This is a genomic window from Pseudomonas umsongensis (assembly GCF_002236105.1).
In the GTDB taxonomy this organism is placed as follows: Bacteria; Pseudomonadota; Gammaproteobacteria; order Pseudomonadales; family Pseudomonadaceae; genus Aquipseudomonas; species Aquipseudomonas umsongensis.
Genome location: NZ_NIWU01000002.1, coordinates 851,159 through 876,713, shown reverse-complemented (window position 1 = coordinate 876,713; position 25,555 = coordinate 851,159). Strand labels below are relative to the sequence as shown.

The following is a 25,555-nucleotide window of genomic DNA, read 5'->3' as shown; positions in this document are numbered from 1 at the left end:
ACAGTCACCACAATCGTAGAAGACCTGCCATGAAGAAAGCTGCCGTGCGTGCCGCTGTACATCACTTCATCAGCCGTCTGCTGGAAGGCCAGGTTGACTTCGACGACAACGCCAGCCTGGCGCAGTTGGGATTGGATAAAGCGGATATCGAAGACTTGATCTTCCATCTCGAAGACGAACTTGGCTTGACGGCTTTCACCGCCGAGGAAGACCAGATGCTCAAGACCGCCAGGACGGCGAACGACTTGAGCCGGTTCTTGATGGAGATCGGTCGGCATTGACCTGGCCGATCTTCCTGCACGCATCACTGCGCATGGAGCAGCGAGCAGCAGCCCTTGGCTGCTGCTGCAAAGACGGCGTCGCGATTACCGGCGACGCTGCTGGCGTCGGCGCTGTTCGTCGTCGGTGCGAATAGGCACAGGTTGCAGAGGCGGTTCGATCAAACCGAGTGCAACACCCAAGTCGTGCAGCCAGTTTTGAATTTTCTCTTTCATGATGCCCCCTTCAGGGTAGTGCCGGGCGACCGGAATTCTGTAGCCGCTTCGCACTGATAATAGTCCGAAGTGTCGAGCAATGCTCGTCGAACATCACAACGATCTGTTACTGAATGGATCACAATCCGACGGCCTGACTTCATCTTGGCGCATCACAGACCGCGGGCGGCCTGCATGCCAGCCGTTCAAGCCTGCCCAAGGACCCTGCGCAACCGGCGACGTACCCACTGTTCAGCGCTGACGAAGGTAATCCCCAGCAACACCAGCACGGCACCGATGACGAAGTTGAGGCTCAGCGCCTCCCCCAGCAGGACAACCCCGAACGTGACGCCAAACAAGGGCGTCATGAATGAAAAAACCGCGAGGTTGGCCGCCAGATAACGGCGCAGCAACCAGAACCAGACCAGATAGCTGAAGAACGACACCACGATGCCCTGGAACAGCACACTGGCCAGCGCGACGCCGGTCAAGCTGACATGGGTAATCTGGCCGCTGAGCAATGCAATCAGCAGCAGGCCGACAAAACCGACGATCAACTGGTAAAACAAAGTCAGGGTCACCGGCGCCTCCGACAGACGCGACGCGCGCACCACCACAGTGGTCGCCCCCCAGCAAGCCCCCGCCAGTACGCCCAACGCATCGCCCAGCAACATGCGGCGATCGAGGTTATCCCAGGACACCCCTGCAGCAAACGCAATGCCGATCCCGACGAAGGCCAGGAAAATGCCCAGCCATTGCACAGGCCGCAGACGCTCACTCGGCAGCAACCAGTGCACGCCCAACGCCGTAAAAATCGGCGCGGTGTAGAGGAACACCGACATGTGCGCCGCCGTGGTCAATTGCAGGCCTTCGGAAATGAACAGGAACTCCAGGCCAAACAAGGCCCCGGCCAACAGCCCGCCACGCCAGGTGGCGCCTACCTGATCCCAGCCACCCTTCCAGCAGATCAACAATCCCACCAGCAGCGCGGACATTCCCGAACGCCCTGCTGCCTGCATGACCGGCGCAATATCGGGCGCCGCCCACTTGATCATCACCTGCTGAATGCCCCAGACCAGGCACAACCCCACCATCACTTGCAGGGCAAATCCATCGGCGCTGCGCCGGGTGACGCTCACCCTGATACCTCGACATCAAAGCACATGGGCGACTCAGCTCAATTCGATACGATCGGCATGAATCACGATCTGGCCGTTCTTGTACAACGCGCCGATAGCCTTTTTGAAGTTGCCCTTGCTGACGCCGAACATGCTGCTGATCAGGGTCGGATCGCTTTTGTCGCTGACTGCCAGGCTGCCGTTGTTCTCGCGTAACTTGGCGAGGATCTTGGAGTTCAGGCTACTGGCCGCTTCGACGCCTACGGGTTGCAGGCTCAGGCTGATCTTGCCGTCGCTACGAACTTCCTTGATGAAGCCCTTCTCTTCCTTGCCAGCGCGCATGAACTTGAAGATTTCGTTCTTGTGAATCAGGCCCCAGTGCTTGTTGTTAATGATGGCCTTGAAACCCATGTCGGTGGCTTCGGCCACCAGCAAGTCAACTTCCTGGCCTGGGGTGTAGTTGGCGGGCGTCTTGTCCAGGTACCGATCCAGGCGCGCGGTCGCCGTAATGCGACGGGTATGCTTGTCGAGGTAGACATGCACCACGGCGTATTCCCCGGCCGTCATCTGGCGTTTTTCTTCCGAATACGGCAGCAGCAGGTCTTTGGGCAGCCCCCAATCCAGGAATACGCCAATGCTGTTGACTTCCACAACTTTCAAACTGGCAAATTCACCGACTTGAACTTTCGGCTTTTCAGTCGTTGCGATGAGTTTGTCATCGCTGTCCAGATAAACAAAAACGTTTAGCCAGTCTTCATCTTCGCTGGGAATATCTTTTGGAATATAACGATTAGGCAACAGGATTTCGCCATCCGCGCCACCGTCCAGATATAAACCGAAGTTAGTGTGTTTAACTACTTGCAAACTGTTGTAACGCCCAACTAAAGCCATGTCCAATACCCTCATTGCGTGGCGGCATTCTACCCGGTTTTAGCGGTCAGGATCGCCAGTCAGCCCGATGGCGCCAGAAATTCCCTGCAAGGCCTTAATTTTTCCAGGCTTTGCCATTTTCTGGCCGCCGCTCGTCAGACCGGATCGGCGATTGTCCTTGCCGCCCGCCCAAGGCGAAAACGCTATATTTTCATCGGGTTCTTAGTTAAAACAGCGGCTTAGGGCGATATTTCATAATCCAACTCGCCTATTATGGCACCCCCACTCAATGTGCCCCAGCGGATATTTGCCAAGCAAATAGGCAGTTAATCCTGTACGATGCCTGGCCAAGTTAATTTTCTACAGGTTAATGGCCGCCATGCGCGTAAAAGCATCCAACAGCAAAGCAAAGCCAGCTCCAGCCGTCGAAACCAGCGAATCGATCAACAACCAGATCGCTGCGTTCCTCAAATCCGGTGGTGAAATCCAGCAAATTGCCAAAGGTGTCAGCGGCCAGTCGTTCGGCCCATCCAAGCAGATCACCCTGGGCAAGAAGTAATAGCCTGCGCTGCACCTGGTCCCTAAGCGCTTTGAGCTTCGAAGCGCTTGGACTGGAACCTGGCAACATCCTCGCCTGACCCTCCTTTCTTGTAAAAATCGACGAACGGCCTACGCGGCTCATTATTCGTCGGTATCCTTGCACGCGTCTAGATCAAGCGTTTCAGCAGGCCTTAGCCTGTCCGCAGTTCATGGAGTGACGCATGCGCACACCTTCTTTTTTATCCTTGCTGCTCGGCGGCCTGCTGGCGAGCCAGGCGGTGCACGGGCAAATCTTTCAACGCGAGTTGGGGGATTTCGACCTCAAGCTCGGGAGCAGTCCCAGCCGCAGCATGGCCCAAGGCCTCGTCAAGCCATCGGCCATCGGTTCGTTCCATGGCGGCCTGGACCTGACCCATGACAGCGGTTTCTACGTCGGCCAATGGTCGCCGAGCATGGGCATCAGCCCGGGAAAAAACCTCGAAATCGACTCTTACGCGGGCTTCAAGCAACCCTTCGACCAGGTCCTTGGCTACGAAGTGGGCATCATCCATTACAGCTACCCCGAAGTTGCGACCCTCGACAGCCAGGAAATCTTCGGTGGCCTGACCCTGCTGGGCAGCCGCTTCGGCGCAGCCTTGAGCAACGATCCAGACAAGCAGAACAGCACGCTGTTTGCCGACCTGCGCGGCAACCAGCCGTTCGGCATCGGCGTCAGCATGAAATACACCACCCATCAGTTGAACACGCCGGTCGCCGTGGACGGTGGGTATGTCGGTAGCTTCACCGATTGGTCGGTAAAACTGTCCCGACCGTTCATGGGCATCGACCTCGATTTAATCTATAGCGATTCCAGCCTCAGCGGCAGCTATTGTTCAGCCTATACCGGGCAAAACAGCCAGTGCGACGCACTCCTCACCCTCAAGGCCGAACACACCTTCTACTGATGGGCTGAACTGCCGGGTTCATTGCGCGTTCAGATGAGAATCAGCGCCAGAAACCAGGCTTCGCAAGGATTCGCCCATGTCACGCTGGATCAAACACATTGCCTTTGTGCTCATGTTCACCCTCGCCCTCGGCGCGTGCAACCGCATGGGCCTGGCTTATCGCAACCTCGACGTGATCATTCCCTGGACGCTCAGCGATTACCTGGACATGAACGGCGAGCAGAAAAGCTGGCTCAATGAACGCCTGAAGGAACACCTGAGCTGGCATTGCACGACACAAATGCCGGGTTATCTCGACTGGCTGGACCGCTTGCAGACCATGATCGCGACCAATCAGGTCACCGATGACGCACTGAAGGCGCGCACGGCGGAAGCCGAAAAAGCGATTGCCGAAACAGCCCGGGAAATCACCCCGTCAGCCATCGAATTGCTGCAGGGCCTGGACGACAATCAGGTCGCGGAAATGAACGAGGCCTTCGCCAAGGACCAGCGCAAGCGCCAGGAGCGATACGTGAAACCACCGCTGGACCAGCAGATAAAAAAGCGTGGCGAGCGCATGGTGAAGCGCCTGAATGAATGGCTCGGACCACTCGGCCCCTCGCAACAACAGCGAGTCATGGCCTGGTCGAATGCCTTGGGCGACCAGAACACCGAGTGGATTGCCAACCGCGTCCACTGGCAGAAACAGTTCAGTGCCGCCGTGGCGCAGCGCCAGGCACCACAATTCCCACAGCGAATCGAGACGCTCCTGGTCAACCGCGAAAGCTTATGGACACCCGCCTATCGACAGGCCTTCGCCAACACCGAAGCCCAGGCGCGGGCGCTGTTTGTGGATTTGATGGCGCAAAGTACGCCACAACAACGTGAGCGCTTGTTGACGAAGATCGAGGGCGTGAAGAAGGATTTCAGTGATTTGAAGTGTCTCAAATCAGGTTGAATGCCACGTATACATTGTGGGAGCGAGCCAGCTCGCTCCCACAGGAGCATTAAATACAATCAGGCAATCTGCGCCTTGGAAGCCACTTCATCAAACGTCAATTCGTTTAATGCGTCCTCCTGCTCGTCCAGCACCTGACGCGGATGCTCATCGCCCGGAATACTGCTGTCAATCAGGCTCAACAGCCTCGAACCACGCATCGTTAAAATGTAGTTCGAACCAGTACCGCCCTGCTCTTCGGGCCGCGGCTCGATATAACCGCGCATTAACAGTAACTTTTCATACTCGCCGGCCACCGCCTTCAGGTGGTCCAGGTTTTCAGGCTGCTCACCTTCAGCGGCTTTCTGCGCGGCGTACTGTTCGGCGTAGTGGCGCGGGGTAAAGCTAGCCTCACCGTTCTGCACTTCATGCAGTAAGCGCTCAATCAAATCCCAGTTATAAGTCATCATCCCGAATCAACCTCCGGTAGCCGTGAGTGAGAGGGTCTTCATAGTTGTGACAAAAGAGCACGGCAGCCGTTCAGCCCGAGTTTCCATACCGCTACCGACCGACGGTATGTCGATTTGCCGGTACGCCAAACGACTAGGCTGTGTAAGTCGCCTCCCCGCATCACGCAGGAGAAAACCAAATGAATATTCAGAACCACCCCGTTGTGTCGCGGGAAGAATGGCTTGCCGCGCGCAAACAACACCTGGCCCATGAAAAAGCCTTCACCAAGGAGCGGGACAGGCTCAGCGCAGAGCGCCGCGCCTTGCCGTGGGTGAAAATCGACAAGGACTACCACTTCCAGGGGCCTGACGGTGAACTGAAACTCGCCGACCTGTTCGGTGGCCGAAGCCAGTTGGTCATTTACCATTTCATGTTCGCCGACGGCTGGGACGAAGGCTGCCCAGGTTGCTCTTTCCTGTCGGACCACATCGACGGGGCGAACCAGCATCTGGCGCACCACGATGTCTCTGTGGTGGCGGTATCCCACGCACCGTTCGCCCAGTTCCAGGCGTTCAAGCGGCGCATGGGCTGGAAATTCGACTGGGTGTCGTCCGAAGGCTGTGATTTCAATTATGACTTCGGTGTGACGGCCCGCCCCGAAGACGTCGCCGCCGGAAGGGCCACCTACAACTACGAAAAAACCTACGGTTCGGAAGAAGAGCTTCCCGGCCTCAGTGTGTTTTATCGCAACGACACCGGCGAGATTTTCCACACCTACTCCACTTATGCCCGAGGGCTGGACCTGCTGGTAGGGACCTACAACTACCTCGACCTGACGCCCAAGGGACGCAACGAAGATGAAATCATGGATTGGGTGCGACATCATGATCGGTATGAGGATAAAGCACCGACGAGCTGCTGCCATGGGGGATGAGGGTGAACTTTTTCCCTGCTGCAAGCCTCAACCGGTTAACCCGCCTTAACCGGAACCGAGGCCCGACAGATGAAAATCCTGCTGAAACTCACCCTCGCCACTACCCTCGCCTGCGCCCTGCCCGTTTGGGCCTGCACTCCCGAGGAGGCCACCCTCAAGCGCGAGCAGCTGGCCAAGGAAGTCACCAAGCTCACCGAGCAGAACCCGGCCAAGGCCAAGGAGATCAACGACGAGTTGCAGAAGATGGACCTGGGCACTGCTTCCAAGGATTTGCCGGACAAGTGCCAGTTGATCGATCAGCGGCTAAAGGAACTGGGTACCGCAGAGAAGAAAGCGGAAAGCTAAAGATCAATAGATCAAAAAATCAAAAGATCGCAGCCTGCGGCAGCTCCTACCGGTGATTTGGTGTAGGAGCTGCCGCAGGCTGCGATCTTTTGATGTAAAAAACCCGGACACTGTCCGGGTTTTTATTGGGCTAGCCGAGGTGCTTACTCAGCGGCCGGCGCTTCTGGCTTGCGACGCTTGAGCGGGGCCATTCCGTCTTTGCTGACCAGAGAGTCGCTCTTGGGCCGGTTGACGCTCTTGCGCTTGGTTGGAGTCTTGGCGGCGACTTTTTTCTTGTCGCCCTTGGCGTCGGTCTTTTTCTTCTTCACGCCGACAGCCTTGCCGGAGGCCTTGACCTTTTTCGGTCCGCCGTAAGCGCCTTTGACTTCCTTGATGGTGCGACGCTCGAAGCTCTGCTTGAGGTAGCGCTCGATGCTCGACATCAGGTTCCAGTCGCCGTGGCAGATCAGCGAGATGGCCAGGCCATCGTTGCCGGCGCGGCCAGTACGACCGATACGGTGTACGTATTCGTCGCCGCTGCGCGGCATGTCGAAGTTGATCACCAGGTCCAGGCCGTCCACGTCCAGGCCGCGAGCGGCAACGTCGGTAGCCACGAGGATTTTCACCCCACCCTGCTTCAGACGGTCGATCGCCAGTTTGCGATCCTTCTGGTCCTTGTCGCCGTGCAGCACGAACGCCTTGTATTCCTGGGCTACCAGGCGGCCATAGATGCGGTCGGCCATGGCCCGGGTGTTGGTGAAGACGATGGCCTTCTGGTAGGTCTCGTTGGCCAGCAGCCAGTTGACGATCTGTTCTTTGTGCTGGTTGTGGTCAGCGGTGATGATCTGCTGACGGGTGGTCTCGTTCAGCTGGCTGACCGCGTTGAGCTGCAGGTGCTCAGGGTTGTTCAACACCTTGGCGACCATCTCGCGCAAGCCAGAACCACCGGTGGTGGCGGAGAACAACATGGTCTGCTGGCGGTTGGTGCACTCGTCCACCAGACGCTGCACGTCTTCGGCGAAACCCATGTCGAGCATGCGGTCGGCTTCGTCGAGCACCAGCACTTCGACTTCTTTCAAATCGAGGTTACCGGCGTTCAGTTGCTCAATCATCCGCCCCGGCGTACCGATCAGGATGTCAGGCACCTTGCGCAGCATGGCAGCCTGGACCTTGAAGTCTTCACCGCCGGTGATCAGGCCGGACTTGATGAAGGTGAACTGCGCGAAGCGTTCAACCTCTTTCAAGGTTTGTTGGGCCAGCTCGCGGGTTGGCAGCAGGATCAGGGTCTTGATGCTGACACGGATCTTGGCCGGGCCGATCAAGCGGTTGAGGATCGGCAAGACAAATGCAGCGGTCTTGCCGCTACCGGTTTGCGCTGTCACCCGCAGGTCACGCCCTTGGAGCGCCAGCGGAATAGCCGCTGCTTGCACTGGCGTTGGCTCGACAAATTTAAGCTCGGCCACGGCTTTGAGCAGGCGTTCGTGCAAGGCGAATTCGGAAAACACGGGTGCTACCTCGAAGAAATACAAAAAAACAGCTGCATAGGTTACCGGTTTCGAGCGCGTAGGCCGAGTTTCTTTGTACAAAAGGCGGTAAACAGTGGTTTTTTTATTGCCCGATTTGTCACCGACGGTCATACAAAACGTCTTAAGTGCTCTAATCGTCCCCCGTGTCCCATTAAAGAATCGTTTTTGCCCATGGATATCAAACAGCTCTGGCTCAATGCCCAAGACCTCTGGGGTGCCCTTGACCAGCACCCGCTCGTGCATGCCAGCCTGGCACTGGTGGTGTTGCTGGTCATTGCCCTGGTCCTCGGACGAGTGGCGCGCTACCTGATCCTGCACGCCAGCAAAATCCTCGGCCGCCAGCCGGCGCTGCACTGGATCAACGACTTGCGTCACAATAAGGTGTTCCAACGCTTGGCACAGATCACACCGTCGCTGGTCATCCAGTTCGGCCTGCACCTGGTACCGGAGCTGAGCAAAACCGCGATGGTCTTCCTCGGCAACGTGGCACTGGCGTTCACAATTCTGTTCCTGCTGCTGTCGATCACGGCCCTGCTCAATGCCCTGCTGGACATCTACGCCCGCACCGAACACGCCCGCACCCGCTCGATCAAGGGCTATGTGCAACTGGCGAAAATGGTGTTGTACGTGTTTGGCGCGATCATCATCGTCGCCACATTGATCGACCGTTCGCCGCTGTTGCTGCTGTCGGGCCTGGGCGCCATGTCGGCGGTAATCCTGTTGGTCTACAAGGACACCCTGCTGTCGTTCGTCGCCAGCGTGCAGTTGACCAGCAACGACATGCTACGGGTCGGCGACTGGATCGAGATGCCACAGGTCGGTGCCGATGGCGATGTCGTCGACATCACGCTGCATACGGTCAAGGTGCAGAATTTCGACAAGACCATCGTTTCGATCCCGACCTGGCGCCTGATGTCCGAATCATTCAAGAACTGGCGCGGCATGCAGCAGTCCGGCGGCCGGCGGATCAAGCGCAGCCTGTTCATCGACGCCAGTGGCGTGCGGTTCATCCGCGATGACGAGGAACTGAGGCTGTCCCAGGTACACCTGCTGACCGACTACATCAGCCGTAAACAGGCCGAACTCAAGGCCTGGAACGAAGCCCAGGGCAATGTCGCGGCGATGTCGGCCAACCGCCGGCGCATGACCAATATCGGCACATTTCGCGCTTATGCGCTGGCGTATCTCAAGAGTCACCCAGAGATTCAGCCGAATATGACCTGCATGGTTCGACAAATGCAGACCACGGCCCAAGGTATTCCGCTGGAAATCTACTGCTTCACCCGCACCACGGCGTGGGCCGATTACGAGCGGATCCAGGGGGATATTTTCGATTACCTGCTGGCGGTGTTGCCGGAGTTTGGCTTGAGCCTTTATCAGCAGCCGAGTGGCGGGGATTTGCGGGCCGGGCTGTTGCCAGCGGTGCTGGGCGCGAGCCACATGCCGGAGGCCGAAAAACACGTTATGTAGCAACGCAAACCCTGTCCAGATTGTCTCTTCCAGGTTGACAGTTAAACGCTTTTCACCGGCTTTTTCTGCCTCATCGCAAACCCTAATCTGTGCTCATGTTGAACGACGCCACTCACCTACCTCGAAAGGATTTCATCATGAGCAACGCTACCTACAACCGCCTGAACAAAGACGACGCCGTAGTTTTGTTGATTGACCACCAGACTGGCCTGATTTCCCTGGTTCAAGACTTTTCGCCCAACGAGTTCAAGAACAACGTACTGGCACTGGCCGACGTGGCAAAATTCTTCGAGCTACCCACCATCCTCACCACCAGCTTTGAACAAGGCCCCAATGGCCCACTGGTACCCGAACTCAAGGAAATGTTCCCGGACGCGCCCTACATAGCCCGACCTGGCCAGATCAACGCCTGGGACAACGAAGACTTCGTCAAGGCCATCAAGGCGACCGGTCGCAAGCAACTGATCATCGCCGGTGTGGTGACTGACGTCTGCGTGACCTTCCCAACGTTGTCTGCCCTCGCAGAAGGGTTTGAAGTGTTCGTAGTCACTGATTCTTCCGGCACCTTCAACTCCACCGTACAACAGGCAGCCTGGAACCGTATGACCCAGGCCGGGGCGCAAATGATGAACTGGTTCTCGGTCGCTTGCGAATTGCAGGGTGACTGGCGCAACGACATTGAAGGCCTGGGCAACCTGTTGTCCCAGCGCATCCCGAACTACCGCAACCTGATGAACAGCTACTCGGCAATGGCAGCGCGCCAGGCTTGATTGGCCATTGAGTTCAGACAACGCATACGCCAAAAGGGCCCTTGAAGGGCCCTTTTGTATTTGCACCTGCCAGGACTTCAATGCTTCAGCCTGCGCCCGCCTATGCTCGCGATCAGGTATACGAGCCCGTCAAAAAATCTTGCTGCGAAATCAAATGGCCGCGCTACGCTGGCGCAACTCCATGTTCAGTATGCGGTCGTTTTCGCTGTAATCGACAGGACAGTCGATCACATGCACACCGGGTGTCTTGACACAGTGTTCCAGCAGCGGCAGGAAACCCTCGGCGCTCTCCACGCGGTGACCATTGGCGCCATAGGCCTCGGCGTATTTAACGAAGTCCGGGTTACCGTAATCCAGGCCGAAATCGGTAAAGCCCATGTTCGCCTGCTTCCAGCGGATCATGCCGTAGCCGTCGTCCCGCAGGATCACCACGGTCAAATTCATGTTCAGGCGAACCGCTGTCTCCAACTCCTGGCTGTTCATCATGAAACCGCCGTCCCCACACACGGAGATCACCGGACGATCCGGGTACACCAAATGCGCGGCCATGGCGGAAGGCAGACCCGCCCCCATGGTCGCCAGCGCGTTGTCCAGCAGCACGGTGTTGGGCTTGTGAGCCTTGTAGTTGCGGGCAAACCAGATCTTGTAGATGCCATTGTCCAGGGCAACGATACCTTCAGAAGGCAACACGCGACGAATGTCGGCAACCAGGCGCTGTGGGTAGACCGGGAACCTGTTGTCGTCCGCCCCTTCGATGATCTGGGCTTCGTTCGCATCACGAATCGCCATCAGCCGTGTGAAATCCCAATGGCTGGTATCGTTCAGCGCTTCGCCGATCTGCCAGACGGCGTTGGCGATATCGCCAATGACTTCAATCTGCGGGAAATACACGGCATCGACTTCAGCAGAGCGGAAGTTGATGTGGATGACTTCGGTGCCGCCACGCACCATGAAGAATGGCGGCTTCTCGATCACATCGTGGCCGATGTTGACAATCAGGTCGGCAGCCTCGACGGCGCGGTGCACGAAGTCTCCCGACGACAACGCGGCATTGCCGAGAAAGCGCGGGTGGCGCTCATCAACCACGCCCTTGCCCATCTGGGTGGTGATAAAGGGAATGCCGGTATCGTCGATCAGTTGCTTCAAAACCTTGGCGGTCATTTTGCGGTTGGCACCTGCGCCAATCACCAGGATTGGACTGCGAGCGTTCTGCAACTTCTCGACAGCAGCCTCGACAGCCTTGTGCTCGGCCAATGGACGGCGATGCAAGCTCCGCGGCATCGGCATGCTATCGGTTTGCTCGGCGGCGATATCTTCCGGCAGTTCCAGGTGGACGGCTCCGGGCTTTTCCTCTTCAGCGAGGCGAAACGCTTCACGCATCCGCGCCGGGATGTTGTCTGCCGAGGCGAACTGGTGGGTGTACTTGGTAATCGGCGCCATCATGCCGCACACATCAATGATCTGAAAACGGCCTTGCTTGGACTTCTTGATCGGCTTCTGACCCGTAATCATCATCATGGGCATGCCGCCCAGATAGGCGTACGCGCTGGCCGTCACCAGATTCGTCGCACCAGGGCCGAGGGTGGAAAGACTGACGCCAGTCTTACCCGTGAGGCGGCCGTAGGTGGCGGCCATGAAGCCGGCGGATTGCTCGTGACGCGTGAGCACAAGCTTGATCGTCGACTTGCGTAGGGATTCAAGCAGGTCAAGGTTTTCCTCGCCAGGAATGCCGAATACATACTCGACGCCTTCACTTTCCAGGCATTGCACAACCACATCGGCAGCTTTGGCCATTTTCTTGTCTCACCTACACTTGGCGGAAATGCGGTAATTGTTGAGTTTGTGTGCGCTCGATTCCTTGGACGCGGCACATACAGTGCCCTATAAAAAAACAACGAGGTTCTGTTTTCTCAATCGGTCGATTTAAAGGCGCACGCTAGAATGATAGACGGCCGTTTGCGCAATCCGACGGATCAGTGCGCGATGGCTGGTTGGCGTACACCCAACCGGCTGATCCACACAGCCATCAAGATCACCGAACCACCGAGCAACAATCGTCCCAATTCTTCATGCTGATTCCAGATCAACAGATTGATCAGCAACCCCACTGGCACATGCAAGTTGTTCATCACCGCCAGCGTCCCGCCATTCACCAGGCACGCGCCCTTGTTCCACCAGTACAGCCCCAACGCGGTCGAGACAAGGCCGAGGAACAACAGCACCGCCCATTGCAGCGGTGCTTCAGGCAGGAAGTTCTGTTTGCCGAACAGCAGGAACGCCGGCAATGCCACCGCCAATGCGCCCAGGTAGAAATAGCCAAAACGCCGGTAATGTGGCAAGTCGCTGGGGTGACGTGCGACCAGATGTTTGTAGAGCACCTGTCCGGCCGCGTAGGTGAAGTTGGCCAGTTGCAGCAGCAGGAAACCCATGAAGAAGTCCGGGTTGATCCGGTCGAAGCGAATCACCGCGGCCCCCGCCACCGCCACCAGTGCCGCGATCAGGGCCCAGGGGTTGAAGCGACGGTTCAACGCGTCTTCGATCAGGGTCACGTGCAGTGGCGTGAGGATGGTGAACAGCAGCACTTCCGGTACTGTCAGCACGCGAAAGCTCAGGTACAGGCAGACGTAGGTCACACCGAATTGCAGGGCGCCAATCAGCAGCATGCCGCGCATGAAGGCCGGTTCCACCGAGCGCCAGCGGGTCAGCGGGATAAACACCAGCCCCGCCAACAGCACGCGTATCAGCACCGCGAAGTAACTGTCGACATGACCGGCCAGGTACTCGCCGATCAGACTGAAGGAAAACGCCTGGATCAGCGTGACAAAAAGTAGATAGCCCATGCTCGCCTCGTTTCGAATGGCGGCGAAGATAGCGGGTTTTGACGGGGATCGCGAACAGTCAAACGATACAAAAACCCTGTGGGAGCGAGCCTGCTCGCGATAGCGGTATTACAGGCAACATCGATGCCGTCTGACACTCAGTCATCGCGAGCAGGCTCCCACAGGGGATCCAGGTACACCCGTAACAGTCAGGTCGGCTTTATGGCCGCCTCGCTTTGCTGTTGATCGCGGGCGCCCCGTTAACCACGATGGCCGAACGCAGGCGTTGCGCAGTGGGTGAACCGGCAGGACGCCGGTTTAGCCGCGCTGGGCCAAGGATGGCCCAACGCCGCGACCCACGGAGCAATGCCGGAGAGAGGGCATGCCGAGCCCAAGCGAGGCACCGAGTGGTGGGGCAAAGCCTTTTGCTTCCTTTTTGCTGGGCCGGCACTCCGGCGTTTGAAAAAGGGAGTCGCTGTAGAGCGAAACCCTAAGTGGCCTTTACCGCAACAATGGATATGTACTCCGACAGCAAGTTTCAGAAAGGACTTCCTGTGAGCTACGCATCACCGCTGCGCAGGGCTCAATTAATGCGTCGTCAGTGGAACGCGGAGCGTCCCTGGCGGCATTCCCACGCAGAGCGTGGGAACGATCAATCGCCAGCAGGCTCGCTCCCACAGGGGATCCAGGTTCACCTGCAAAAGTCAGGTCGGCTGTCAGGCCGCCTCGCGTTGCTGTTGATCGCGGGCGCCCAGTTAACCACGATGGCCGAACGCAGGCCTTGCGCAGTGGGGAAACCGGCAGGACGCCGGTTTAGCCGCGCTGGGCCAGGGACGGCCCATCGCGGCGACCCACGGAGCAATGCCGGAGTGAGGGCATGCCGAGCCTAAGCGAGGCACCAAGTGGTGGGGCAAAGCCTTTTGCTTCCTTTTTGGCGTTTGGAAAAGGGAGTCGCTGTAAAAGCGAAACCATAGGTGGCCGTTACCGCAGCAATGGATATGCACTCCGACAATAAATCTCACATACAGCTTCCTGTGACGCTTCGCATCACCGTTGCGCACGGCTCAATTAACGCGTCGTCAGTGGAACGCGGAGCGTCCCTGGCGGCATTCCCACGCAGAGCGTGGGAACGATCAATCGCCAGCAGGCTCGCTCCCGCAGGAGATCCAGGTGCACCCGAAAAAGTCAGGTCGGCTGTCAGGCCGCCTCGCTTTGCTGTTGATCGCAGGCGCCCCGTTAACCACGATGGCCGAACGCAGGCATTGCGCAGTGGGGAAACCGGCAGGACGCCGGTTTAGCCGCGCTGGGCCAGGGATGGCCCATCGCGGCGACCCACGGAGCAATGCCGGAGTGAGGGCATGCCGAGCCTAAGCGAGGCACCAAGTGGTGGGGCAAAAGCCTTTTGCTTCCTTTTTGGCGTTTGAAAAAGGGAGTCGCCGTAAGGGCGAAACCATAAGCCGCCGTTACCGCAGCAATGGATATGCACTCCGACAATAAATCTCACACATAGCTTCCTGTGACGCTACGCATCACCGCTGCGCAGGGCTCAATTAATGCGTTGTCAGTGGAACGCGGAGCGTCCCTGGCGGCATTCCCACGCAGAGCGTGGGAACGATCAATCGCCAGCAGGCTCGCTCCCACAGTGGTTATGGGTCCGTTCACAAAACCCTGGGCAAAAAAAAGCCCGATCTCGCTAAAGCGTTCAATCGGGCTAGAGCACTCAGGAGCAACAAGTGCAAAGGGAGGTTCGATGCGCGTGCAGGCTTGAAGGGTTACGCGCCAGGTCACTAGACCATCCAGTGATTATCTGGCGATTAACGGCTCAGGCCACCTGGGAAAGCTTGGCGTTCGCCTGGTTCAGGCCTTTCTCCTGGAAGTCGCCGCCCAGGTTCATGCCTTCGGCGTGGATGAACGTCACGTCGTGGATGCCGATGAAGCCCATGACCTGGCGCAGGTAGGGTTCCTGGTGATCCGCGGTGCTGCCGGCGTAGATCCCGCCGCGCGCCGTCAGTACATAAGCGCGCTTGCCACTGAGCAAACCCTGCGGTCCGGTTTCGGTGTACTTGAAGGTGACGCCGGCACGCAGCACATGGTCAAGCCAGGCCTTGAGGGTGCTCGGGATGGCGAAGTTGTACATCGGCGCGGCCATTACCAGCACGTCCGCGGCCAGCAACTCGTCGGTCAGCTGGTTGGAGCGTTCAAGGGAAAGCTGTTCGATGTCGCTGCGTTGCTCAGCGGGCTTCATCCAGCCGCCCAACAAGTTGATGTCCAGATGCGGCACCGGATTGACAGCCAGGTCGCGAACGGTGATCTGGTCGCCGGGGTGCGCGGCTTGCCACTGGCTGATGAAGGTCTGGGTCAGTTGACGGGAAACCGAGTCTTGCTGACGGGCACTGCTTTCGATGATCAGAACGCGGGACATGGTTTGTAGGCTCCATCTGAGAATGCTGTAAGTCGATGGAGTGAAGGTTAAACAGAGTCATATCGATGAAAAAGCGCAAATAACTGCTATAACCAATCGATAATTTCGTTTATAAGCGGAGCATCGGCAATTCGCGTGCTCCGCTGGAGGTCATTTCGGCTTGCAGGTCATGGTGATGTACAGCTTGATGATCTTGCGGTTGAACTTGGCTGAAAGATCCGCGCTCTTACCCGCGTCCAAGTTGACCCTGCGAGTCTTTGGCGATTCAGGACCGTTGCGAAACACCACCGAGCATTCGGCAGCGGTGTCGCCGTAGTTGTTCACGGTGATCGAGCCCATGTCGTAATCGGAGGCATAGGTGGTGTAGTCGATCTTCAGTCCATTGAGCTCTTTTTGTACGTCGATCGGATAAGCAAACGCAGTCATTGGCAGCATCGCCAGCAACAAAGAACAGATTTTTTTCATTCAGCAGTCTCCAATAAGAACTGCGCAGCTTAGGACAACAGGAGCCCATCATGAAAGCGCCCCGCGTGACCCTTGATCAATGGCGAACGCTTCAAGCCGTGGTCGACCACGGCGGTTTCGCCCAGGCCGCCGAAGCGCTGCACCGCTCGCAATCGTCGGTCAGCTACACCGTGGCGCGCATGCAAGACCAGCTCGGCGTGCCGTTGTTGCGCATCGACGGGCGCAAAGCGGTACTCACCGAGGCTGGCGGCGTGTTGCTGCGCCGCTCCCGGCAACTGGTGAAACAGGCCAGTCAGCTCGAAGACCTGGCCCATCACATGGAGCAAGGCTGGGAAGCCGAAGTGCGCCTGGTGGTCGATGCCGCCTACCCGAGCGCCCGCCTGGTCCGCGCGCTGACCGCGTTCATGCCGCAAAGCCGCGGCTGTCGCGTGCGTCTGCGCGAAGAGGTGCTGTCGGGTGTGGAGGAGGTCCTGCTCGAAGGCGTGGCCGACCTGGCCATCAGCAGTTTCAGCATTCCCGGTTACCTGGGCGCGGAATTGAGCGATGTCGAGTTCGTCGCGGTCGCGCATCCGGAACATCCCCTGCACCGCCTCAACCGCGAACTGAATTTCCAGGACCTGGAAAGCCAGCTGCAAGTAGTTATCCGCGACTCCGGGCGCCAGCAACCACGGGACGTCGGCTGGCTCGGTGCCGAACAACGCTGGACCGTCGGCAGCCTGGCCACCGCCGCCACTTTTGTCGGCAGCGGCCTGGGGTTCGCCTGGTTGCCAAGGCACATGATCGAACGCGAACTCAAGGAAGGTACGCTCAAGGTGCTACCGTTGGACCAGGGCGGCAGCCGCAACCCGAGCTTTTACCTGTATTCGAACAAGGAAAAACCGCTCGGCCCGGCGACGCAGATTCTTGTCGAGCTGCTGCGCACATTCGACACTGCACCCCTGGACGCACCGTTCGCCGCCCCAGAACAAGCCTGACACGGAGGTAATGCATGGCCTATTTCGAACACGAAGGTTGCAACCTGCACTACGAGGAATATGGCCACGGCACGCCGTTGCTGCTGGTCCACGGCCTGGGTTCCAGTACCCTCGACTGGGAAGAACAGATCCCGGCGCTGGCCGCCCGCTACCGGGTGATCGTCCCGGATGTACGCGGTCACGGGCGCTCCGACAAACCCCGCGAGCGCTACAGCATCGCCGGGTTCAGCGCCGACCTGGTGGCACTGATCGAGCACCTGAACCTGGAGCCCGTGCATTACGTAGGATTGTCGATGGGGGGCATGATCGGCTTTCAGCTGGGCGTGGACCAGCCGCAATTGCTTAAGAGCCTGTGCATCGTCAATAGCGCACCCGAGGTCAAGTTGCACACCCGCGACGATTATTGGCAGTGGTTCAAGCGCTGGAGCCTGATGCGCGTACTCAGCCTTCACCGCATCGGCAAAGCCCTGGGCGGCAAACTGTTCCCCAAGCCAGAACAGGCTGATTTGCGACAAAAGATGGCCGAGCGCTGGGCAAAAAACGACAAACATGCTTATCTCGCCAGCTTCGATGCCATTGTTGGCTGGGGGGTGCAGGAACGACTTTCGAGGATTTCCTGTCCAACCCTCATCGTCAGCGCCGACCGTGACTACACGCCGGTCGCGCTGAAGGAAAACTACGTCAGGCTGCTGCCGAATGCGCGGCTGGCCGTGATCGCCGATTCGCGTCACGCTACCCCGCTGGACCAGCCCGAACGCTTCAACCAGACGCTGCTCGAATTTCTCACCGCAGTCGACACTTCCACACTCAGGATCACTGACCCATGCTGAAAAAAATCGCCCTCGCCGCTGGCTCCGTACTGTTTGCCGCCAACCTGATGGCGGCAACGCCTGCCAAGGCGCCGCACGTTCTTCTGGAAACCACCAACGGCCAGATCGAAATCGAACTGGACCCGGTCAAGGCCCCGATCAGTACCAAGAACTTCCTTGAGTACGTGGACAGCGGCTTCTACAACAACACGATCTTCCACCGCGTGATCCCGGGTTTCATGGTCCAGGGCGGCGGCTTCACCCAGCAAATGCAGCAAAAGGAAACCAAGGCGCCGATCAAGAACGAGCACAAGAACGGCCTGGTCAACGTTCGTGGCACCTTGTCCATGGCACGTACTTCGGTCCCTGACTCGGCGACCAGCCAGTTCTTCATCAACGTCAAGGACAACGATTTCCTCGACCAGGGTGATGGCTACGCGGTGTTCGGCAAAGTGGTCAAAGGTATGGACGTGGTGGACATCATCGTCAATTCGCCCACTACCGTGCGCAATGGCATGAAGGATGTGCCCGCCGACCCGGTGTTCATCAAGTCGGCCAAGCGCATCGACTAAGACTAAGCTGGACAAGGATGTCCGGGCCGTTGCCGGTGTTGCCGGCAACGCTCAAACCGTTGAAGGAGAGCCCGTTCGCGGGTGAATAACCGATGCTTTATCGCCGTTTCGAAAAACTGATCGACGTCTTCCGCGATGCCCCGACAGCCGCACCGCCGGATCGGGTCCTGCCTTTCTATACTTACTACCTCAAGCAGGTCTGGCCCAGTTTTGCCGCCCTGCTTATCGTCGGCCTGATCGGTGCACTGATCGAAGTGGCGCTGTTCAGCTACCTGAGCCGCATCATCGACCTGGCCCAGGGCACGCCCAACGCGGATTTTTTCAAGCAACACAGCCTCGAACTGACCTGGATGGTGGTGGTAGCACTGGTTTTGCGCCCGGTATTCGTCGGCCTGCATGACCTGCTGGTGCACCAGACCCTCAGCCCCAGCATGACCAGCCTGATTCGCTGGCAGAACCACAGCTACGTGCTCAAGCAGAGCCTGAATTTTTTCCAGAACGACTTCGCCGGGCGCATCGCCCAGCGCATCATGCAAACCGGCAACTCCCTGCGCGATTCCGCGGTGCAGGCGGTGGATGCGCTGTGGCATGTGCTGATCTACGCCATCAGCTCGCTGGTGCTGTTCGCCGAAGCCGACTGGCGCCTGATGATCCCGCTGCTGACCTGGATCATCGCCTTCATCAGCGCGCTCTACTACTTCGTGCCACGGGTCAAGGATCGCTCGGTGGTGGCCTCCGATGCGCGCTCCAAACTCATGGGGCGGATCGTCGACGGCTACACCAACATCACCACCCTGAAGCTGTTTGCACACACCAACTTCGAGCAACAGTACGCCCGCGAAGCGATCAAGGAGCAAACCGAAAAAGCCCAGCTGGCCGGCCGTGTCGTCACCAGCATGGACGTGGTCATCACCAGCATGAACGGCCTGTTGATCGTCAGCACCACCGGCCTGGCCCTGTGGCTGTGGACGCAGTCGCTGATCACCGTGGGCGCCATTGCACTCGCGACCGGGCTGGTGATCCGCATCGTCAACATGTCCGGCTGGATCATGTGGGTGGTTACCGGCATCTTCGAAAACATCGGCATGGTCCAGGATGGCTTGCAGAGCATTTCGCAGCCGGTCAGCGTGACTGACCGCGACCAGGCCAAACCCCTTGCGGTCGCCCGTGGCGAAGTACGTTTCGAAAATGTGGATTTCCACTACGGCAAACAGAGCGGGATCATCGGCGGGCTCAACCTGACGATCAAACCCGGGGAGAAGATTGGCCTGATCGGTCCGTCCGGTGCGGGCAAGTCGACCCTGGTCAATCTGCTGCTGCGCCTGTATGACGTGGAAGGCGGGCGCATTCTCATCGACGGCCAGAACATCGCCGACGTCAGCCAGGAAAGCCTGCGCGAACGCATTGGCATGATTACCCAGGACACCTCGCTGCTGCATCGCTCGATCCGCGATAATTTGTTGTATGGCAAACCCGACGCCACCGATGCCGAACTCTGGGAAGCGGTGCACAAGGCCCGGGCCGACGGGTTCATCCCGCTGTTGTCCGACGCTGAAGGCCGCAGCGGTTTCGATGCCCATGTCGGGGAACGCGGGGTGAAGCTTTCCGGCGGCCAGCGCCAGCGCATTGCCATCGCCCGCGTCCTGCTCAAGGACGCGCCGATCCTGATCATGGACGAGGCTACCTCGGCCCTGGATTCGGAGGTCGAGGCGGCCATCCAGGAAAGCCTGGAAACCCTGATGCAGGGCAAGACCGTGATCGCCATCGCCCACCGACTCTCGACCATCGCCCGAATGGACCGGCTGGTAGTGCTGGAGAATGGCCGGATTGCCGAAACCGGCACTCACGCTGAACTGCTGGCCCACGGCGGTTTGTATGCGCGGTTGTGGCAGCACCAGACCGGAGGGTTTGTGGGGATCGACTAGGTCTGCAGGAGCTAACTTGCGCCTACAAATGCAGCAAAAAAAGCCGCCACGCCCGTGCAACGGGCGTTGGCGTTTTTTTATGCCCACTGGAACTTTATAAAAACGGTGCTGTACTGATCCAAGGTTCTGGAGGTGGTTCTGCAGTCCATCTGCTGGATGCACAAAGCAGCAAACTCTCGAAAGGACACTCTCTCATGTCTCTGTTCAAACGTTCCGCTACAGAATTGGTAGGTACCTTCTGGCTGGTGTTGGGCGGGTGTGGCAGTGCGGTACTGGCCGCTGCGTTCCCGGATGTCGGGATCGGTTTGCTGGGGGTATCCCTGGCGTTTGGCCTGACGGTGCTAACCATGGCATTTGCCATTGGCCACATTTCCGGTTGTCATCTGAATCCGGCGGTGTCGCTGGGACTGGTGGTCGGCGGACGCTTCCCGGCCAAGGAGCTGCCAGCGTATATCATTGCCCAAGTGATTGGCGCGGTGATTGCGGCCGCCCTGTTGTACTTCATCGCCAGTGGCAAGCCCGGGTTCGAACTGGCGGGGGGCCTGGCGTCCAACGGCTTCGGCGAACATTCCCCTGGCGGCTACTCGATGGCGGCGGGGTTTGTGTGTGAGTTGGTGATGACCGCCATGTTCATCCTGATCATTCTCGGCGCCACCGACAATCGTGCGCCGGCGGGGCTTGCGCCGATTGCCATTGGCCTGGCGTTGACCCTGATCCACCTGATCTCGATCCCGGTCACCAACACTTCGGTCAACCCGGCACGCAGCACCGGCCCGGCACTCATCGTTGGCGGCTGGGCGATTCAGCAATTGTGGATGTTCTGGGTCGCGCCGCTGCTCGGCGCGGTCGTCGGCGGTGTGCTCTATCGCTGGTTGGGCAAGGAACAACTCTGAGCGGAGGCACTGCGAAGATCAGCCTTGCCGGTAAGGCAAGGCGGTCTTCGCCTCATCCGCGTATGCCAACACCCCGATCCGCTCTTGCTGCAAAAAATCCTTCACGGCCGCTTTCAGGCCGGGATGACGCAAGTAATGCCAGGAGTGCGTGATGACCGGTTCGAAACCGCGAATCAACTTGTGTTCGCCCTGGGCGCCGGCATCGAAACGCTGGTAGCCGTTGGCAATCGCGTAGTCCATGCCCTGGTAGAAACAGGTCTCGAAATGCAGGCGGTCGAACTCCGCCAGGCAGCCCCAGTAACGACCATAGAAACTGTCGCCACCAACCAAGCTGAAGGCCATCGCCACCGGGCGTGAGCCCTGTTTGGCCAAAACGACTCGTATCGCCTGCGGCATGCGCTCGGCCAGCAGGCTGAAAAATTCCCGCGTCAGGTAAGGTCGTTGCCGGCGAACCGCGTAAGTGTTGGCGTAGCAGGCATAGACAAAATCCCACTGTGCCTCGGTCAGTTGCCGACCTTCGAGCCATTCGAATTCAATCCCTTGTCCGGCGACTTGCTCGCGTTCCTTGCGCATCTGCTTGCGCTTGCGCGAACTCAGGGCGTCGAGAAAATCCTGAAAGTCTCGATAGCCACGGTTCTGCCAGTGGTACTGGCAACCGATGCGTTGCAGCCAGCCAGGTTGTTCGGCCAGTGCGGCGTCGGTGAACGGGTCGGTGAAGTTGATATGGGCACTGGAGAGCTGTTCGATCTCCAGGTAGCCCGGCAGGCTCTTGAGCAATTCGAAACCATCTTCGACCCTGGCCGCCAGCAGGCGTGGCCCGCTAACCGGGCTGAACGGCACGGCGGTCAAAAGCTTGGGGTAGTAATCGATGCCGGCGCGTTCGCAGGCATCGGCCCAGGCGTGATCGAACACGTACTCGCCGTAGGAATGCCATTTGCGGTAACTGGGCAACGCAGCGATCAGTCGTTCGCCTTCAACGTGCAGCAAATGCTCGGGCTGCCAGCCGGAATGAGGCCCGACACTGCCACTGTCTTCCAGCGCGCCGAGAAACCCGTGCCGCAGAAATGGCTGGTTCTCGGGTACCAGCGCATCCCAGGTTTGCGGGTCGATTTCCGACAGGTTTTGCAGGCGTTGCAACGGCATCACCGTCCTCACTCTTCATGGCGTGAAAGCTTGGCGAGTATCGCCTATCGCTGTGCATTGCACACGGGCAATTCGACGACAGCGCTCTGGATCAATCGTTTGCAACGACTGGGCACCGTCACAGACATGCCATCACTCTGCCACTGCACTGTCATAAACCATCGCGATACTGGCGCCTGTTTTTAGAGCGCCGGGTTATATCCGGCCACTGTTTTCCGTCCACCCCATGGTCGGTTGTGCCCAGGATGGTCCAGCCATCCACTCTCATCTTCGGAGATTGATATGCGTCTTGCTTCCACGAAAACTGCGGCGGCCTTGTGTGGCGGCCTGTTGCTGGCCATCAGTGTTCCTGCCAGCGCTGCAGTCGACGCCAAACTGCTCGACATGCTCAAGGCGAATGGCTCGATTACCAACGCCCAGTACAGCGGACTGCAAGCCGAGCTGGCACGGGACCAGAAAGACCAGCAAATCGCTCGTCAGGCCCAGCAAGAGACCAACGAGCAGATCGCGGCAACCGCGAAGAAAACCAATGAGCTGAGCACCTTCGACCAGAAACTGGCGTGGGCGGCCAAGACCCAATTCAAGGGCGACGTGCGTTTCCGTCAGGAAAACGTCCACAACGATGGCGTTTCCAACAACAAAGACCAGGATCGCCAACGCATTCGTGCCCGCCTGGGTGCGTTCAGCGAAATCAACCCGCAAGTGGACACCGGCATTCGTATTGCCACCGGCAGCAGCGACGACGCTCGCTCCACCAACCAGGACCTGAACAACTACTTCGACAAGAAGCAGATCTGGCTGGACCTGGGTTATGTCGACTACCACCCCGACGCCATCAAGAACCTGCACGTGATCGGTGGCAAGATGCTGCAGCCGTGGGTCAGCATGGGCGACATCATCTGGGACAGCGACATCAACCCTGAAGGCCTGGCCCTGACCTACAAATACCCGCTGGGCAATACCGAACTGTTCGGCAGCGCCGGTCACTACACTCTCAAGGACAACGTCGACGGCGAAGGGGTGCAGTTCAAGCACGACCTGCGCCTGTACGCTGGTCAATTGGGTGCGCGTTTCGCCATCACCGACAACCTGAAAATGACCGTGGGCGGCAGCCTCTACAACTACGACAACGACGAAGACAGCGCCTGCACCGCCAGCACCTCGCCTTGCGCACTGGCCGTCAACGGTAACACCCCGGGCGAGCAGTTCCGCCTGTGGGAAGGGTTCAGCCAGATCGACATCGGCGGCCTGCCAATGCCGCTGTCGCTGTACGGCCAGTACGTGCACAACGCCGAAGCCAGCAACGACAAGGACACCGGTTGGCTGGCCGGCGTCAAGACCAAGGTCTACGGCTTCGGCCTGGACTACAACTACCGCGACGTGCAGCAAAACGCTGTGGTGGGTGCCTTCACCGACTCTGACTTTGCCAACGGCTTCACCGGTTCGCGTGGCAGCAAGCTGAAAGTCAGCTACGAGCTCGACAAGAACTTCACCCTGGGCGCGACGTATTTCATGGCGAACTCCGACTACACCAACGCCAGCGTCAACCTGAAGGACTCCGACATCAACACCCTGCAACTGGATGCCGAAGCGAAGTTCTGATTTCCCGCTACACGACTCCGGCACGGATGCCTGAGCCACTCTTGCAGCCTGGCGTTGATCTATCGGTCCCCATCATCCTCCGATAGGTCAACGCCGGGCTGTTTCTATTGGCGTAAAAAAAGATCGCAGCCTGCGGCAGCTCCTACGCGATCGGGTTCAACGCAATATCGCGATTGAACATCGATCCATGTAATGAGCTGCCGCAGGCTGCGATCTTTTCAGCTACGGCGAAAAACTCAGCGTTTGCGCAGCAACACGCTACCGATCGAGTAACCAGCGCCGAACGAGCTGAGCACCGCCAGCGAGCCCGCGGCCAGATCATCCTGGTGCTTGTGGAACGCAATCACCGAACCTGCCGAACTGGTGTTGGCATAGGTATCGAGAATCACCGGCGCTTCCTGCTCGGTGGCTTCACGGCCCAGCAGCTTCCTGACGATCAGGTGATTCATGCTGAGGTTGGCCTGGTGCAGCCAGAAACGCTTCACGTCATTGACATTGAGCTGATTCTCTTCCAGGTGCGCAGCGATCAGCTCGGCGACCATCGGGCAGACTTCCTTGAACACCTTGCGGCCTTCCTGCACGAACAGTTTGTCCTTGGCACCGATGCCCTCTTCCGCGGCGCGGTTGAGGAAGCCGAAGTTATTGCGGATGTTGTTGGAGAACTTGGTCAGCAGCTTGGTGCTGACAATGTCGAACTGGTGACTGGAGGTGGCGAGGTCAGCGCGCTCGATGATCACCGCGGTAGCGGCATCGCCGAAGATGAAGTGGCTGTCGCGATCGCGGAAGTTCAGGTGGCCAGTGCAAACTTCCGGGTTGACCATCAGGATCGCCCGGGCCTGGCCCAGCTGGACGCTGTTGGCCGCGGCCTGGATGCCGAAGGTGGCCGAGGAGCAGGCCACGTTCATGTCGAAACCAAAACCCTGGATGCCCAGCGCTTCCTGGACTTCGATGGCGATGGCCGGGTAGGCGCGTTGCAGGTTGGAGCAGGCGACGATCACGCCGTCGATGTCCGCGGCGTTTTTGCCGGCACGTTGCAGGGCTTGTTCAGCTGCGCCGATGGCCATCTGGCAAAGCACCGACCATTCGTCGTTGGAACGCTCCGGCAAGCGTGGCGCCATGCGCTGGGGGTCGAGAATGCCTTCCTTGTCCATGACAAAACGGCTTTTGATGCCGGAGGCTTTCTCGATGAACGCTGCGCTGGATTCGGTCAACGCCTCGACTTCGCCGCGGGCGATGGCCTGGGCGTTGTCGGTGTTGAATTGAGCGACATAAGCATTGAAAGACTGCACCAGCTCTTCGTTGGAGATGCTGTTGGCCGGGGTGTACAGGCCGGTGCCGCTGATGACGACGTTATGCATGGTCGTGTCTCTAATCTGTTCAGGCAGAAAGTATTGGCACAGTCGTACCAATACGCAAAGGGTCTATTTCCGTCCCGGGGACGCAAACCTGGCATCGCTTGATCCGTCGCGCGAGCTGGCCGAAGGCTCTAGCCCGTGAAACTGGCGCTTATGGTCGCGAAGTTTGCCATAAACCTTGGATTTTCGCCCCTTTTGCAAATACGGCGGTACGACGCGATACCTGTAGGAGCGAGCATGC

At 58.7% G+C, this 25,555-nt stretch carries 24 protein-coding genes and 1 pseudogene; 14 read left to right on the top strand and 11 right to left on the bottom strand.

Annotated features, from left to right (window positions below):
• Window positions 1-29: 29 nt before the first annotated feature.
• Window positions 30-281, top strand: coding sequence for a phosphopantetheine-containing protein (locus tag PSUM_RS14400; RefSeq protein WP_033040242.1), 252 nt, complete (start codon window positions 30-32; stop codon window positions 279-281).
• Between the two features lie 84 nt (window positions 282-365).
• Here the strand turns inward: PSUM_RS14400 and PSUM_RS32370 are convergent, their stop codons facing one another.
• The 3 genes from PSUM_RS32370 to PSUM_RS14390 form a co-directional block, all read right to left on the bottom strand.
• Window positions 366-494, bottom strand: a complete 129-nt coding sequence (locus PSUM_RS32370) for a PA1414 family protein (protein ID WP_007914492.1) — start codon at window positions 492-494, stop codon at window positions 366-368.
• Window positions 495-679: 185 nt separating this feature from the next.
• On the bottom strand, window positions 680-1,612 hold the full coding sequence (locus tag PSUM_RS14395) for a DMT family transporter (protein WP_083348413.1): 933 nt from the start codon (window positions 1,610-1,612) through the stop codon (window positions 680-682).
• Window positions 1,613-1,645: 33 nt separating this feature from the next.
• Window positions 1,646-2,482: a CvfB family protein gene (locus PSUM_RS14390; protein WP_020795405.1), complete on the bottom strand. Its 837-nt coding sequence runs from the start codon at window positions 2,480-2,482 to the stop codon at window positions 1,646-1,648.
• Between the two features lie 349 nt (window positions 2,483-2,831).
• Here PSUM_RS14390 and PSUM_RS14385 point away from each other — a divergent pair, with 349 nt between their 5' ends.
• The 3 genes from PSUM_RS14385 to PSUM_RS14375 all read left to right on the top strand — a co-directional run bounded on the left by PSUM_RS14385 (window position 2,832) and on the right by PSUM_RS14375 (window position 4,882).
• The gene (locus PSUM_RS14385; RefSeq protein ID WP_020795406.1) at window positions 2,832-3,020 is read left to right on the top strand and encodes a hypothetical protein; all 189 of its coding nucleotides are present in this window, start codon (window positions 2,832-2,834) and stop codon (window positions 3,018-3,020) included.
• Window positions 3,021-3,222: 202 nt separating this feature from the next.
• Window positions 3,223-3,945, top strand: coding sequence for a TorF family putative porin (locus tag PSUM_RS14380; protein ID WP_020795407.1), 723 nt, complete (start codon window positions 3,223-3,225; stop codon window positions 3,943-3,945).
• Between the two features lie 76 nt (window positions 3,946-4,021).
• Window positions 4,022-4,882, top strand: coding sequence for a DUF6279 family lipoprotein (locus PSUM_RS14375; RefSeq protein WP_033043011.1), 861 nt, complete (start codon window positions 4,022-4,024; stop codon window positions 4,880-4,882).
• A gap of 59 nt (window positions 4,883-4,941) precedes the next feature.
• Here PSUM_RS14375 and PSUM_RS14370 read toward each other — a convergent pair whose 3' ends face one another.
• Window positions 4,942-5,331 carry a hypothetical protein gene (locus PSUM_RS14370; protein ID WP_033043012.1) on the bottom strand — a complete coding sequence of 130 codons (390 nt, stop codon included), beginning with the start codon at window positions 5,329-5,331 and terminating at the stop codon, window positions 4,942-4,944.
• A 179-nt stretch (window positions 5,332-5,510) separates the two neighbouring features.
• On the opposite strand from PSUM_RS14370, the gene PSUM_RS14365 reads away from it, so the two are divergent.
• Together PSUM_RS14365 and PSUM_RS14360 are read left to right on the top strand one after the other, a co-directional pair.
• Window positions 5,511-6,245: a DUF899 domain-containing protein gene (locus PSUM_RS14365; RefSeq protein WP_033043014.1), complete on the top strand. Its 735-nt coding sequence runs from the start codon at window positions 5,511-5,513 to the stop codon at window positions 6,243-6,245.
• A gap of 69 nt (window positions 6,246-6,314) precedes the next feature.
• A complete protein-coding gene (locus PSUM_RS14360; RefSeq protein WP_033043015.1) occupies window positions 6,315-6,590 on the top strand; it encodes a hypothetical protein in 276 nt (91 codons plus the stop codon).
• Window positions 6,591-6,733: 143 nt separating this feature from the next.
• Here PSUM_RS14360 and PSUM_RS14355 read toward each other — a convergent pair whose 3' ends face one another.
• Complete coding sequence (locus PSUM_RS14355) at window positions 6,734-8,074, bottom strand: DEAD/DEAH box helicase (RefSeq protein WP_033043023.1); 1,341 nt, start codon at window positions 8,072-8,074, stop codon at window positions 6,734-6,736.
• A 192-nt stretch (window positions 8,075-8,266) separates the two neighbouring features.
• On the opposite strand from PSUM_RS14355, the gene PSUM_RS14350 reads away from it, so the two are divergent.
• On the top strand, window positions 8,267-9,565 hold the full coding sequence (locus PSUM_RS14350; RefSeq protein WP_020795413.1) for a mechanosensitive ion channel family protein: 1,299 nt from the start codon (window positions 8,267-8,269) through the stop codon (window positions 9,563-9,565).
• A gap of 137 nt (window positions 9,566-9,702) precedes the next feature.
• Window positions 9,703-10,335, top strand: coding sequence for an isochorismate family cysteine hydrolase YcaC (gene ycaC, locus PSUM_RS14345; RefSeq protein ID WP_033043018.1), 633 nt, complete (start codon window positions 9,703-9,705; stop codon window positions 10,333-10,335).
• Between the two features lie 150 nt (window positions 10,336-10,485).
• Here ycaC and PSUM_RS14340 read toward each other — a convergent pair whose 3' ends face one another.
• From PSUM_RS14340 to PSUM_RS14315, 4 genes are all read right to left on the bottom strand, one after another.
• Window positions 10,486-12,129 carry an acetolactate synthase large subunit gene (locus tag PSUM_RS14340; RefSeq protein WP_020795415.1) on the bottom strand — a complete coding sequence of 548 codons (1,644 nt, stop codon included), beginning with the start codon at window positions 12,127-12,129 and terminating at the stop codon, window positions 10,486-10,488.
• A gap of 179 nt (window positions 12,130-12,308) precedes the next feature.
• Window positions 12,309-13,175, bottom strand: coding sequence for a carboxylate/amino acid/amine transporter (locus PSUM_RS14335; RefSeq protein WP_020795416.1), 867 nt, complete (start codon window positions 13,173-13,175; stop codon window positions 12,309-12,311).
• 1,801 nt (window positions 13,176-14,976) lie between these two features.
• Entirely contained in the window at window positions 14,977-15,576 is a 600-nt protein-coding gene (locus PSUM_RS14320) for an FMN-dependent NADH-azoreductase (RefSeq protein ID WP_033044030.1), read from the bottom strand.
• Between the two features lie 150 nt (window positions 15,577-15,726).
• Window positions 15,727-16,041 (bottom strand): hypothetical protein, encoded by a 315-nt coding sequence (locus PSUM_RS14315; protein ID WP_020801290.1) that lies wholly within the window; start codon window positions 16,039-16,041, stop codon window positions 15,727-15,729.
• Between the two features lie 50 nt (window positions 16,042-16,091).
• Between PSUM_RS14315 and PSUM_RS14310 the strand changes: the two genes are divergently transcribed.
• The 5 genes and pseudogenes from PSUM_RS14310 to aqpZ all read left to right on the top strand — a co-directional run bounded on the left by PSUM_RS14310 (window position 16,092) and on the right by aqpZ (window position 21,214).
• Entirely contained in the window at window positions 16,092-17,015 is a 924-nt protein-coding gene (locus tag PSUM_RS14310; protein WP_020801289.1) for a PA3225 family LysR-type transcriptional regulator, read from the top strand.
• 14 nt (window positions 17,016-17,029) lie between these two features.
• Window positions 17,030-17,835: pseudogene (locus PSUM_RS14305) on the top strand (alpha/beta fold hydrolase).
• A gap of 3 nt (window positions 17,836-17,838) precedes the next feature.
• Window positions 17,839-18,396 carry a peptidylprolyl isomerase A gene (locus PSUM_RS14300; protein ID WP_020801287.1) on the top strand — a complete coding sequence of 186 codons (558 nt, stop codon included), beginning with the start codon at window positions 17,839-17,841 and terminating at the stop codon, window positions 18,394-18,396.
• Between the two features lie 92 nt (window positions 18,397-18,488).
• Window positions 18,489-20,321 (top strand): ABC transporter ATP-binding protein, encoded by a 1,833-nt coding sequence (locus PSUM_RS14295; RefSeq protein ID WP_020801286.1) that lies wholly within the window; start codon window positions 18,489-18,491, stop codon window positions 20,319-20,321.
• 194 nt (window positions 20,322-20,515) lie between these two features.
• Entirely contained in the window at window positions 20,516-21,214 is a 699-nt protein-coding gene (gene aqpZ, locus PSUM_RS14290; protein ID WP_020801285.1) for an aquaporin Z, read from the top strand.
• Between the two features lie 18 nt (window positions 21,215-21,232).
• On the opposite strand, the gene PSUM_RS14285 is transcribed toward aqpZ, so the two are convergent.
• Window positions 21,233-22,357, bottom strand: a complete 1,125-nt coding sequence (locus PSUM_RS14285) for a GNAT family N-acetyltransferase (RefSeq protein ID WP_083348411.1) — start codon at window positions 22,355-22,357, stop codon at window positions 21,233-21,235.
• Between the two features lie 282 nt (window positions 22,358-22,639).
• Between PSUM_RS14285 and PSUM_RS14280 the strand changes: the two genes are divergently transcribed.
• Window positions 22,640-23,959, top strand: a complete 1,320-nt coding sequence (locus PSUM_RS14280) for a putative porin (protein WP_083348410.1) — start codon at window positions 22,640-22,642, stop codon at window positions 23,957-23,959.
• A 236-nt stretch (window positions 23,960-24,195) separates the two neighbouring features.
• On the opposite strand, the gene PSUM_RS14275 is transcribed toward PSUM_RS14280, so the two are convergent.
• On the bottom strand, window positions 24,196-25,317 hold the full coding sequence (locus tag PSUM_RS14275; protein WP_083348409.1) for a beta-ketoacyl-ACP synthase III: 1,122 nt from the start codon (window positions 25,315-25,317) through the stop codon (window positions 24,196-24,198).
• Window positions 25,318-25,555 lie beyond the last annotated feature (238 nt).